The organism is Actinokineospora spheciospongiae, assembly GCF_003182415.1.
Lineage (GTDB): Bacteria > Actinomycetota > Actinomycetes > Mycobacteriales > Pseudonocardiaceae > Actinokineospora > Actinokineospora spheciospongiae.
The window spans coordinates 151,853-165,259 of the sequence record NZ_QHCP01000001.1 but is presented as its reverse complement, the minus strand read 5'-3'; the positions used below and the strand labels follow the sequence as shown (position 1 = coordinate 165,259).

Below are 13,407 nucleotides of genomic sequence, written 5' to 3'. Positions count from 1 at the left end.
CTCCTCCACCAACTCCCCCACACCAGGCACATCAACGGCTACGGACCCACCGAAGCCACCGTCTACGCCACCACCGCACCCATCGACACCACCGCGACCACCACTCCCATCGGCACCGCTGTGCCCGGGACCGGCGCCGTCGTGCTGGAGCCGTCGCTGCTGCCCGCACCCGACCACGTGATCGGCCGGTTGCACCTGTCCGGCGCCGGGGTCAGCCGCGGCTACCTGGGCAACCCCCGGCTCACCGCGCAGCGGTTCCGCCCGGACCCGTACGGCGAGCCGGGCGCGCGGGTGTACGACACCGGGGACCTGGCCCACCGCGACCCGGGCGGTGTGCTGCACTTCCACGGCCGCGCCGACCAGCAGACCAAGGTCAACGGCTACCGGGTGGAACTCGGCGAGGTGACCGCCGTCCTGGTGCGCCACCCCGCCGTCCGCTCGGCGCACACCACCCTCGGCCCGGACAGCGACATCGTGTCCTACGTGGTCTGGGCGGGTGAGCCCGCCGCCGACGCGCTGGCCGCCCACCTCGGCGAGCAGTTGCCCGCCTGGATGCGCCCGGCCCACCTGCTGCCGCTCGACGAACTCCCGCTGACCGTCAACGGCAAGCTCGACACCCGCCGCCTCCCGGCCCCGACCACCGCCCCCGCGCCGCCCACCCCGCCGCGGACCGCCGCCGAACACCTGGTCGCGGCGCTGTTCGCGGAGCTGCTGGGGGTCCCGGTCGACTCCACCGCCGACGACTTCTTCCGCCGCGGCGGGCACTCCCTGCTGGCCACCCGGTTGGCCGCCCGCCTCGGGCTGCCGCTGCGCGCGGTCTTCGACCACCCCACGGTCGGTGCCCTCGCCGCGCACCTCAACACCACCGGGGCCGCCCCCACGCCCGCCCGGCGGCCCCGACCCGACCGGCTGCCGCTGTCCCCGGCGCAGCGCAGGCTGTGGTTCCTGGAACAGCTCGCGCCCGGCGCCTACGCGGTCCCCGTCTCGGTCCGCGTCAGCCCCCGGATCGACCACGCCCGGCTCGCCGCCGCGCTGGACGGCCTGGTGGCTCGGCACGAGGCGCTGCGCACGACGTTCCCGCACGACGCCGACGGCCCGGTGCAGCACATCGCCGAACCCGCGCCGACCCCGCTGCCCGTGCTCGACGCGGAGCGGGTGGCGGCGTGGCGGGACGCGCCGTTCGACCTCGCCGAGGGGCCGCTGGTGCGGGCGGCGGTCGTCGAGCACGCCGACTCGACCGAGCTGCTGCTCGTGCTGCACCACAGCATCTGCGACGGCTGGTCACTGGACCTGCTGCTGGACGAGCTGGTCGCCACCCTGGACGGCACCCCGCCGACCGACGAGCCCGCGCAGTGCGCCGACCACACCCTGTGGCAGGCCGACCTGCTCGCGGGCGGCGAGCGCGACCGGCAACTGGGCTACTGGCGGACCCGGCTCGCCGACCCGCCCGCGGCGCTGCTGCTGCCCACCGACCGCCCGCGCCCCGACGGCCCCACCGTGCACGGCGCGCAGCACACCCACGCCCTGCCCGCCGAGGTCGCCGCCGGTCTGCGCGACCTCGCCGCCGCCCACGGCACCACGGTCTTCGCCGCCCTCTACGCCGCCTACACCGTCCTGCTCACCCGCCTCAGTGGACAGTCCGATGTAGTCGTGGGCACCCCCGTGGCCAACCGCACCGGGACCGAACTGGCCTCCGTCGTCGGCTTCCTGGCGAACACGCTGGCCCTGCGCACCCCGGTCGAGCCGTCGACCCCGTTCGCGGCGCTGCTCGACCGCTGCCACCGCACGCTGGTCGAGGCGCAGGAGCACCAGGACCTGCCGTTCGAGGAGATCGTCGACGAGCTGCGGCTGCCGCGCGACCACACCCGCAACCCCCTGTTCCAGGCCATGCTCACCCTGCGGCACGAACGCGGCGGGCGCACCGCCGCCGGGCACGCGATCACCACGGTGGGCGAGGACACCGGCACCGCCAAGGCCGACCTGACCCTGGCCGTGCACCAGGACCCGGCGGGCGGGCTGGAACTGCGCTGGGAGTACCCGACGGAACTGTTCGACGCGGCCACCGCCGCCCGGTTCGCCGAGTGCTTCACCGTGCTCACCGCCGCCGCGGTCTCCGCACCGGAGACCGCCGTCGACGCGCTGCCCCTGCTGTCACCCGAGGCCCGCGACCGCGCGATCGCCTCGGGCACCACCGACGCCACGCCCGACGCGCACGTTCTCGTGCTCGACGGGTTCGCCGCGCGGGTCGCCGAAACCCCGGACGCGGTCGCGCTGCGTGACGACTCCGGCGCGCTGACCTACGGCGAGCTGGACCGCCGCTCCCGCGACCTGGCCGCGCACCTGCGCGGGCTCGGCGTCGGCCCGGACACCCTGGTCGGCCTGCACGCCCACCGCGGCACCGGTCTGGTGGTCGGGATCGTCGCCATCCTGCGCGCGGGCGGCGCCTACCTGCCGCTGGACCCGGCGTACCCGCCCGCCCGGGTGCGGGCGATCGTCTCCGACGCCCGCCCGCCGGTGGTGCTGTTCGACGCGCCACTGCCCGAACTGGCCGGGGTCACCGCGGTCCCGCTGGACCTCCCGTTGCCCACGGCCGACGACCCGGTCACCGTGCACCCGGGGAACCTGGCCTACGTCATCTACACCTCCGGTTCCACCGGCACCCCCAAGGGTGTCGCCGTCACCCACGCGAACCTCGCCTCCTCCACGGCGGCCCGGTCGGGCGTCTACGACGGTCCGGTGCGCGGGTTCGTGCTGGTGTCCTCCCCCGCGTTCGACACCTCCGTGGCGTCGATCTTCTGGAGCCTCACCGCGGGCGCCGAACTGCACCTGCCCGCAGACGGGGCGCAGCTCGACCTGGACCACCTGGAATCGTTGCTGCGCAAGCCCTCGGCCAGCCACCTGGTCTGCCTGCCCTCGCTCTGGCGACTGCTGCTGGCGCGGTTCGAGGGCGATCCGGGCGCGCTCCGGGTGGTGGCCGTCGCGGGTGAGCCGGTCGACCCGGCGCTGGTGGACCTGCACCACCGGACCTGCCCGGACGTGGCGCTGTTCAACGAGTACGGGCCGACCGAGAACACCGTCTGGAGCACCGCGGCACGCCTGTCGCCCGGTGCCGCCGTGTCGATCGGGGCGCCGATCCCCGGCTCCGGGGCGCACGTCCTGGACGACCGGGCGGAGCCCTGCCCGGACGGCGTTGTCGGCGAGGTGTGGCTGACCGGGTCCGGTCTGGCCCGCGGCTACCTGCGAAACGCGCGGCTCACCGCGAACCGCTTCCGCCCCGACCCGCACGGTGCTCCCGGGACCCGCGCCTACCGGACCGGCGACCTGGCGCACCGCGCCGCCGACGGGCGGCTGTCCTTCCGCGGCCGGGTCGACACCCAGGTCAAGATCCGCGGTTACCGGGTCGAACCGGACGAGGTGACCGCGACCCTGCTGCGCCACCCCGCTGTCTCCGCCGCGCACACGGTGGTGCGCCAAGGCCCGGGCGGTCCCGAACTGGTGGCCTACACCGTCGCCGACACCACCCCGGCCGAGTTGCGGGCGCACCTGGCCGGGCACCTGCCCGACTGGCTGCGCCCCGCGCACCTGGTCGCACTGCCCGCCCTCCCGTTGACCCCCAACGGCAAGGTCGACGCCCAAGCCCTGCCCGCGCCGACCCCGGTGGCCGTTGCCAGCGCCGCCCCCACCACCCCCGCCGAGGAGCGGGTGAGCGAGGTGCTGCGACAGCTACTGGGCACCGGGGGCATCGGCGTCGACCACAGCTTCTTCGAGCTGGGCGCGCACTCGCTGCTGCTGGTGCAGGCGTGCGAACTGCTGCGGCCGATGCGCGCGGACCTGCGGGTGGTCGACCTGTTCCGCTACCCGACCGTCCGCACGCTGGCCGCCTACCTCTCCGGCGGGCCGCAGCGGACCGACTCCCCCGCGGTCGACCCCGGCTCCGGCCGGGCCCGGCTGACCCGCCGCCGCGCCCGCGCCGCGCGGGTGCCCGACCGCACCGAGCCGATGACCGAGCCGATGGAGGCACCGTGACCACGCACCTGCCCGGTGCCGACCCCACCGAGGCCGCGCCCGCGCCGGAGGCCCCGGTGGACGCCATCGCGGTGGTCGGCATGGCGGGCCGCTTCCCCGGGGCCGGGGACGTCGGGGCGTTCTGGGCGAACCTGCTCGCCGGGGTCGACTCGGTGACCGACACCCCGGGCGCCGGGCCGCGCGGGGTGCTGGCGGACGCGGAGCTGTTCGACGCCGGGTTCTTCGGTTTCAGCCCGCTGGAGGCCGAGCGCACCGACCCGCAGCACCGGGTGTTCCTGGAGTGCGTGCACGCGGCCCTCGACGACGCCGGGCACGGCGACCCCGCCCGCAGGCCGGTGACCGGGCTGTACGCGGGTTCCGGGTTGAGCACCTACCTGCTCGACGTGCTGGCCAGCCCCCGGCACACCGCCGACCTGGACGAGTCGCAGTTGGTCATCGGCTGCGACAAGGACTACCTGGCCACCCGGGTCGCGCACCGGCTCGACCTGCGCGGCCCCGCCGTCGTGGTGCAGTCGGCGTGCTCGACGTCGCTGGTGGCGGTGCACCTGGCGGTGCAGGCGCTGCTGGCCGGGGAGTGCGACCTGGCGGTGGCGGGCGGGGTGTCGGTGCGCGGCGGTTCCGCGTCCGCCCTGCCCAGCCGGGGAGATGGCATGGTGTCCCCGGACGGGCGCTGCCGGGCCTTCGACGCGGGCGCCACCGGCATGGTCTCCGGCGACGGGGTCGGCGCGGTGGTGCTGCGCAGGCTCGACGACGCGCTGGCCGACGGCGACCGGGTGCTGGCGCTGGTGCGCGGGTCGGCGGTCAACAACGACGGCGCCGCCAAGGCCGGGTACACCGCGCCCTCGGTCGGCGGTCAGGTCGAGGTCATCCGCGCCGCGCACGCCGCCGCGGGCACCGACCCGGCGACCGTCGGGTACGTCGAGGCGCACGGCACCGGCACCCGGCTGGGCGACCCGATCGAGGTGGCCGCGCTGGCCGAGGCGCTGGGGCCGGGCCGCGACTGCGTGCTGGGCTCGGTGAAGACCAACATCGGCCACCTCGACGCCGCCGCCGGGGTCGCCTCGCTGATCAAGGCCGTGCAGGCGGTGCGCACCCGGGTGGTGCCCGCGACCCTGCACTTCCGCACCGCCAACCCGGAACTGGGCCTGGCCGACACCCGGTTCCGGGTCAGCGCCGAGCCGCGCCCGTGGTCCGGGCGGGCCGGGGTCAGCTCGTTCGGCATCGGCGGCACCAACGCGCACGTGGTGCTGGAGGAAGCGCCCGCGCACCCCGCGCCCGACGCGCACCGCCCGTGGCAGCTAATCCCGCTCAGCGCGCGGACCCCGGAGGCGCTGACCGACGCGGCGGCCCGGCTCGCCGACGCGCTCGCTCCCCTGACCGGCGGCGAGTTCGCCGACGCCGCGCACACGCTGCAAACCGGCAGGCAGGTCTTCGGCCACCGGCTCGCCGTGGCCGCCCGCACCGGCGCCGAGGCCGCCGACCGGCTGCGCACCGCTGCGCACTCCACTGTGGAGGGTGTGTCGCCGGTCGTCTTCCTGTTCTCGGGTCAGGGGTCGCAGTACCCGGGCATGGGTTCCGGGTTGCGCGAGACCGAACCGGTGTTCCGCGCCGAGTTCGACGCGTGCCTGGGCATCGCCGCCGACCTGGGCACCGACCTGAGCGCCGCGCTGGCCGACCCGGAGCTGTTGCGGCGCACCGAGTTCACCCAGCCCGCGCTGTTCGCCGTGGAGTACGCGCTCGCCCGGCTGTGGGAGTCCTGGGGCGTGCGCCCGGCGGCCGTGGTCGGGCACAGCGTGGGCGAGCTGGTCGCCGCCTGCGTCGCCGGGGTGCTCACCCGGGAGGACGCGCTGGCCCTGGTCGTCGCCCGGGGCCGGGCCATCGCGGCCTGCCCGCCGGGGGCGATGCTCGCCGTGGGCGCGGACGACCTGGGGACCTTGCCGCCCGGGGTGGAGGTGGCCGCCGTCAACGGCACAGCGCAGACCACCGTGGCGGGTCCGGCCGACGCCGTCGCCGCGTTCGCCGAGGACTGCGCCGCCCGGGGCGTCCGCACCCGGCTGCTGCGCACCTCGCACGCCTTCCACACCTCCGCCATGGCCCCCGCCGCCGCCGAGGTGGCGGCGGTGGCGGCCACCCTGGCACACGCCCCTGCGCGCATCCCGCTGCACTCCACGGTGACCGGCGAGCCGATGACCGAGGTCGACCCCGGCTACTGGGGGCGGCAACTGCGCGCCCCGGTCCGCTTCGCCGACGCGGTGGCCCCCGTGCGCGGTCTGCCGATGGTGGAGGTCGGCCCCGGCCGGTCCCTGTCCGAGCTGGCAGGCCCCGGCGCCCGGCAGAGCCTGCCGACCGCGGGCGCCGACCGGCACGACGCGGCCACGCTCGTGGAGACCGCCGCCGCCCTGTGGTGCGCGGGGGTTCCGCTGGACTGGTCGGGGCTGCACCGAGGGCAGCGCCGCCGCCGCACCGGCCTGCCCGGCTACGCCTTCCAGCGCACCCGCCACACCGTCCGGGGCGACGCCGCCCCGACACAGGTCATCCGACGCGCGCCCCGGGAGACAGCGCCCCAGGAGGCGTCACCGGAGAGCGCGCCCCGGGAAACAGCGCAGCGGGAGCCGGGGACGGGCACCGAGCAGGTCGTCGCGGCGGTGTGGGAGCGGCTGCTGGGCGTCGAGGGCGTGACCCGGGACCAGTCGTTCTTCCAGCTCGGCGGGCACTCGCTGGTCGGGATGCGGGTGCTCGACGAGCTGGCCGCCAAGTTCGGCGTCCGGCTGCCGGTGGCCGCGCTCTACGACCACCCCACCCTGGGCGAGCTGGCGGGCGCGGTCGACCGCGCGGAGGCGACCGACCTGCCGCCGATCACCGCCGGACCGGTCGACGGCGCGCCGCTGACCCCGACCCAGGAGCGCTTCTGGCTGCGCCAGCGGGCGGTGCCCGAGGACGTGGCGGGCACGGTGTTCGTCGCGGTCCGGCTGCGCGGCAGGCTCGACCGGGCCGCGCTGGAGCGCGCCTGCGCCGCCCTCCCGGCCCGGCACGCCGTGCTGCGCGCCCGGTTCGTCGACACCCCGGACGGCCTGCGCCAGGTGGTGCCCGCCGCCGCCGAGCTGCCGCTGCGCTCGCGCACCGCGAGCACCCCGGCCGAGCTGGAGGACCTGGCCCGCGCCGAGGCCGAGCGCCCGTTCGACCTGACCGCCGAGTCCCCGGTGCGCGCGCTGCTGGTGAGCCTGCCCGACGACGAGCACGCCCTGATGCTGTCGGTGCACCACATCGCCACCGACGCCGCCTCGAACGCGGTCCTCCTGCACGACCTGGCCGCCTGCTACGCCGCCGAGGCGCGCGGCGAGCGCCCCGAGCTGCCCGAACCCGACCTCCAGTTCGCCGACTACGCCCGGTGGCTGCGCGCCCGGCTGGCCGACGGCGAGCAGGAGCGGGCGGAGGCGCACTGGCGGGCGAGCCTCGACGGCGTGTCCACCGCGGTGCAGCTCCCGGTCGACCGCCCGGCGGGCCGCACCATCCACTCCGGACGGCTGACCCACCGCACCGCCGACCTGGGCGCGCTCGACGCGTACCGCGCGCGGACCGGGGCGCCGCTGTTCGCCTGCCTGCTGGGCGCCTTCCAGGTGCTGCTGAGCCGCTACGGCGCCGGGGAGCGGTTCGTGGTGGGCGTGCCGGTGACCGGGCGGCGGCTGCCGGAGCTGGAGTCGGTCGTCGGGCCGCTGTTCGCCACGGTGCCGCTGGTGGCCGACCTGTCCGGCGCACCGGGCTTCGCCGAGGTCGCCGAACGGGTGCGGCACACCGCGGCGGCGGCCTTCGAGCACGCCGCCGTGCCCGCCGAGCGGTTCCTGTCCGGCCCCTACGACGTGCTCTTCGCCCTCCAGGACACCCCCGCCCCGCCGCCGGACCTGCCCGGCCTGGGCGTCGAACCGCTGGAGCTGGGCCGTGGCACCGCCCAGTGCGCGCTGACGCTGTCCCTGGTGCGCGACGGCGGTGGGCTGACCGTGCTGGTGGACTACGACACCGCCCGCTTCGACCGCGCGACCGTGGAGGCGCTGCTGGCGCACTACGAGCGCCTGCTGCACACCCTGCCCGACAGCACGGCCCCGGTCGACCGGGTGCCACTGCTGTCGGACAGCGAGCGCGCGGCAATCCTGGAATCCCTGTCCGACCACGCCGAACTGCCGTGGACCACGGAGACGGTGCACGCGCTCGTCGCCGCTCAAGTCGAGCGCACCCCGGACGCCACCGCCGTGGTCTTCGGGGACGAGGAGCTGACCTACGCCGAGCTGTGGCGGCGGGTGCTGGCCGAGGCGCGCGGGCTGGTCTCGGCCGGGGTGCGCCGAGGCGAAGTGGTGGCCGTGTGCCTGCCGCGCTCGGCCGAGCTGGTGGTGGCGCTGCTGGCGGTGCTGACCGCCGGGGCGGCCTTCCTGCCGCTGGACCCGGCCCACCCGGCTGACCGGCGCCGCCGGATGCTGGCCGACTCCGGGGCCACCCGGCTGATCGGCTCCGACCCCGACCTGACCGGGGTGGACCAGCACCGGCCGGGGGCGGGTGCGGACGGGGTGGCGCTGCCCGGGGTGGGCGCGGGCGACCTGGCGTACCTGATGTACACCTCGGGGTCGACCGGGGCGCCCAAGGGCGTGGCGGTCGCGCACACCGGGGTGTCGGCGGACCTGGACTGGCGGCGGGCGGTGACCGGGCTGGGTCCGGGTGACCGGCTGCTGCACACGGTGTCGTTCGCCTTCGACCCGTCGGTGTGGCAGCTCTTCGGCCCGCTGGTGACCGGGGCCGCGGTCGTCGTGGCCGATCAGGAGACGACCGCCGACGCGACCGCCGTCGTGGAACTGGTCGCCGCGCGCGGGATCACCGTCGCCGACTTCGTCCCGGCCCAGCTCGGCCGGGCGCTGGAGGTCGCGGACGGGCGGCTGCGCACGCTGCGGCACGTGTTCTGCGGCGGCGAGCGGCTCGGCGCTGACCTGGTGGCCCGCTTCCACGCGGCCACCACCGCCACCCTGCACAACCAGTACGGCCCGACCGAGGCCACCATCGACACCACCTCGCACGCCCTGCCCCGCGACCGCGCCGAGACCGAGGTGCCGATCGGGCGGCCGGTGGCGGGCAAGCGGGTCCGGGTGCTCGACGCGCACGGCGAACCGGTGCCCACGGGCGCGGTCGGCGAGTTGTGGATCGGCGGCACCGGCCTGGCCCTGGGCTACGCCGGGGCGAGCGGGCAGACCGCGGCCCGGTTCCGGCCGGACCCGTTCGGCGAGCCGGGGTCGCGGATGTACCGCAGCGGTGACCTGGCCCGGCACCGGCCGGACGGCACGCTGGAGTTCGCGGGCCGGGTCGACGGGCAGATCAAGGTCAACGGCGTGCGGATCGAGCCCGCCGAGGTCGAGCGGGTGCTGCGGGCGCACTCGGCGGTGGCCGAGGCGGTCGCGGTGCTGCGCCCGGTGCGCGGCCTGCCCGCCCTGACCGCGTACGTGACCCCCTCGGGCGCCGAGCCGCTGGACCCGGCGGCGCTGCGGCCGTTCGTGGCGGGCAGGCTGCCGTCGGCGTTCGTGCCCGCGCACGTGGTGGCTCTCCCCGCGCTGCCGCTGAGCCCGACCGGCAAGGTCGACGTCCGGGCGCTGCCCGAGGTCGACCCCGGTACCGGGGCCCGGGCGCCGGAGCCGGGCACGGAGGCGGCGCTGGCCGCGCTGTGGGCCGAGGCCTTGGGCCTGCCCGAGGTCGCCGCTGACGCGGACTTCTTCCAGCTCGGCGGGGACTCGCTGGTGGCGGTGCGGTTGATCCGCGCCGTGCGCGACCGCTTCGGCGTCACGGTGGCGCTGGGCGACTTCTTCGCCGCCGCCACGGTGGAACGGCTCGCCGAGGCGGTCGAGGCGGGGGCGGACACCCCGCCGCTGCGGCGCCGGACGACCCCGGACGCCCCGCTGTCGTGGAGCCAGCGGCGGGTCGCCGCCGTGGCCGCGGCGGGCGGCACCGGGGCCGAGGTCGAACTGGTGGTCGCGGCCCGGATTTCCGGCGGGGTGGACGAGGACGCGCTCGCCGGGGCGCTGACCGCCCTGGTGGCCCGGCACGAGGCGCTGCGCGTGGTGGTCGACGGCGACCGGCAGCGCCCGGTGGACCCGTACGACGTGCTCGGCAACACCGAACCGCTGTCGCTGGGGACCGGCAGGCTGCTGGCCGCCGAGTTGTCCACTGTGGAGGGCGGGCACCGGTTGGTGCTGCGGGCGCACCGGATCGCCGTGGACGGCGCCGCGGCGGGCGTGCTCGCCACCGACCTCGCCGCCCTCTACCGGGCCCGGCTGGCGGGCGCCCCGGACCCGCTGCCGCTGCGGCTGCACCACCCGGACTTCGCGGCCTGGGAACGGGACCGGCTCACCCCCGGGGTCGTCGACGCGGCGGTCCGCGACTGGCTCGCCGACACCGCCCCGACCCCCGTCCCCGGAGCGCTGCGCGTCCCCCCTGGTCCGGGCGGTCCCCGGCAGGTCCGCACCCACGTCCTCGACGAGCGGCAGACGGCCCGGTTCGCCGAACTGGCCCGGGAGCACGGGGTGCCCGCGCGGTCGCTGCTGCTGGCGGTGCTGGCCGACTGCGCCGAGGCGGTCACCGGGCCGCTGCCCATCGCGGTCCCGGTGAGCGGGCGCACCGACCCGGCGCTGGACGGGGTGGTGGGCCGGTTCGTCAACCTGGCCGTGGTGCGCCCGGTCGGGGCGGGCGACTTCGCCGACCGGGTCCGGCGCACCCACGCCGAGGCGCTTTCCGCCTACCACCGGCAGCAACTGCTCCCGCACACCGCGCTGGAGCGGGTCGTGGACCTGCCGCTGATGGCCGACCTCGCCGACCCGGCCCCCGCGCTGGGCACCGGCCTGGTCGCCGAGGCGCCACGGGAGCACTGGACGGACTTCGGGCTGGCACTTCAAGCCCACCACACCGAACACAGGTTGGAGCTGGTGATGCTGTACGACGCGCGGATCGACGGGGCGGCCGTGCCCCTGGCGGAGGCGGTCTTCGCCCGCCTGGCCGCCCTCACCACCCGGGACGAGCGGTGACCGGGGCGCGGACCGGGGTCGACCCCCGGCAGCGGGTCTCCACCATGATCGAGGGCTACCGGCGCAGCGCCCTGGTGCACACCGCCGCCGAACTCGGCGTGGCCGCGCACCTGGCGGGCACCCGGCGCACCGCCGCCGACCTCGCCTCCCGCGTCGGCGCCCACGAGCGACCGCTCACCCAGGTGCTGCGCGCCCTCGTCGGCCTGGGCCTGCTCGACCAGGACGACGACGGCCGGTTCGGCCTGACCGAGGCGGGCGAATACCTGGACCCCGCGCACCCGGGGTCGCTGCACGGGCAGGCGGTCTACTTCGGCGGCGCCAGCTACCGGGCCTACTCGGGCCTGACCACCGCCCTGCGCGAGGGCGGGATCGCCTTCGACCACGTCTTCGGGATGCCCTACTACGACCACCTCGACCGCGACCCGGTGCTGGCCGAGCACTACCACCGGATGATCGCCCTGCCCGCCGGGTCGGCGGCGCTCATCGGCAGCCTGTTCGACTTCTCCACCGCCACCGAGGTGGTCGACGTCGGCGGCGGCAACGGTTCGCTGCTCGCGGAGATCCTCACCCTGGCCCCGGCCGCGACCGGGACCCTGTTCGAGCTGCCGCTGACCGAGCCGTCGGCCACCCAGACCCTCGCGTCGGTGCCGGGCGGGGACCGGTGCCGGTTCGTCCCCGGCGACTTCCGCGAGCACGTGCCCCCCGGCGGCGACGTCTACGTGCTCTCGCGGGTGCTGGCCAACTGGCCGGACCCGGTGGCCGGGCGCATCCTGGCCAACTGCCGCGCCGCCCTCGGCGCCACCGGCAGGCTGTTGGTGTTCGAGATGATGGCGCCGGACCGGATCGAGGAGGGCATGTCCGTCGTCGAGGGCGACCTGAACGCCCTGGCCCACCTCGGCGGCGCGGTCCGCACCCGCTCGCAGTTCACCGAGCTGCTGACCTGCGCGGGCCTGCGCCTGGACCGCGTGCAACAGGTCCCCGGCACCTTCTGGACCCTGCTGGAGTCCAGTGTGGATGGTCGGCCGTGAGCGCGATCCCGGTCTTCGCCGGACCGCCGCTGCTGGGGCTGAACCTGCGCTTCCTGCGCGACCCCATCGGCATGTTCAGCCAGGCCCGCCGCGACCACGGCGACGTGGTGCAGCTCGACCTGGGCCTGGCCGGGCCGCTGCACGCGGTCTTCCACCCCGAGGGCGTCAAGCGGGTGCTGATGAACGGCCGCCGCACCCACCGGCAGCTCCTGCGCGAACTGCTCGGCAAGGGCCTGTTCACCAGCCCCAGCGGCGACGACTGGGGGCGCAGGCGCAGGCTGCTGACCCCGCTGTTCCGCGCCGAGCGGCTGGCCGCGATGACCCCGCTGCTGCTCGGCCCGCTGGACGAGGCGCTGGACACCCGGTGGCGCACCGGCGAGCGGATCGACCTGGCCACCGAGATGAAGCGGATCACCGTGGCGATGATGGTCGAGGCCACCTTCGGCACCGGCGCCGACGTCGACCGCACCGCCGCCCGGGCCGCGCTGGACTTCCTGCTCGGCTACGTCGACCACCAGCTCTTCACCTTCGCCACCGCCCCCCGCTCCTGGCCGACACCCGCGAACCGGCGCTACCGCACCGACATCGCCGCGCTGCGCCGGATCATCGGCGACGCCCTGGTGGCCCGCACCCGGCGGCCGGGCACCGAGCCGACGTTCCTCGACGGGCTGCTGGAGCACCGGGCCGGGTTCTCCGACGAGGAACTGGTGGACGAGGTGCTGTCCATCTTCATCGCGGGCACCGAGACCACCGGCACCGCGCTGGTCTGGGCGCTGCACCTGCTCAGCCTCAACGGCGAGGTGGCCGAGCAACTGCGCGCCGAGGTGGACGACGTGGTGGGGCAGCGGGACCCGACCGGGGACCTGCTGCGGAAGCTGCGGGTGCCGCGCGCCGCCGTCCGCGAGGCGCTGCGGCTCTACCCGCCCGCGTGGGCGCTGCGCCGGGTGCTCGACGAGCCGCTGGACGTCGGCGGGCACGTGCTGCCCGCCGGGGCGCGGACGATCGTGTCCTCGTACGTGACCCACCGCCACCCCGACGTGTGGTCGACCCCCGACGCGTTCCTCCCCGAGCGCTGGCTCTCCGGTGAGGAACGGCACCGCTTCGCCTACTTCCCGTTCGGCGCGGGCGCGCACCAGTGCGTCGGCAACACCTTCGCCCAACTGGAGGGCGACCTGGTGCTGACCAGGGTCGCCCAGCGCTTCCGCCTCGACCCGCTGCCCAACCAGCCGACCGGGACCAAGCCCGCCATCGCGCTGACCCCCGTCCCAGCGCCGACCCCGCTGCTGATGCCCGTCTGACCCGAC

Annotated in this window: 4 protein-coding genes; all 4 read left to right on the top strand. The window is 76.5% G+C overall.

Annotated features, from left to right (window positions below; genetic code table 11):
• Positions 1-30: 30 nt before the first annotated feature.
• The 4 genes from DFQ13_RS33450 to DFQ13_RS00690 are packed head-to-tail and all read left to right on the top strand — an operon-like array spanning position 31 to position 13,401.
• Positions 31-4,026 (top strand): non-ribosomal peptide synthetase, encoded by a 3,996-nt coding sequence (locus DFQ13_RS33450; protein ID WP_233438247.1) that lies wholly within the window; start codon positions 31-33, stop codon positions 4,024-4,026.
• Complete coding sequence (locus DFQ13_RS33445) at positions 4,023-11,075, top strand: non-ribosomal peptide synthetase/type I polyketide synthase (RefSeq protein ID WP_110078404.1); 7,053 nt, start codon at positions 4,023-4,025, stop codon at positions 11,073-11,075. The genes DFQ13_RS33450 and DFQ13_RS33445 overlap by 4 nt, the downstream gene beginning before the upstream one ends.
• Positions 11,072-12,103: a methyltransferase gene (locus DFQ13_RS00695; RefSeq protein ID WP_110078403.1), complete on the top strand. Its 1,032-nt coding sequence runs from the start codon at positions 11,072-11,074 to the stop codon at positions 12,101-12,103. The genes DFQ13_RS33445 and DFQ13_RS00695 overlap by 4 nt, the downstream gene beginning before the upstream one ends.
• Positions 12,100-13,401 (top strand): cytochrome P450, encoded by a 1,302-nt coding sequence (locus DFQ13_RS00690; RefSeq protein ID WP_110078402.1) that lies wholly within the window; start codon positions 12,100-12,102, stop codon positions 13,399-13,401. Before DFQ13_RS00695 ends, DFQ13_RS00690 begins: the two co-directional genes overlap by 4 nt.
• Positions 13,402-13,407 lie beyond the last annotated feature (6 nt).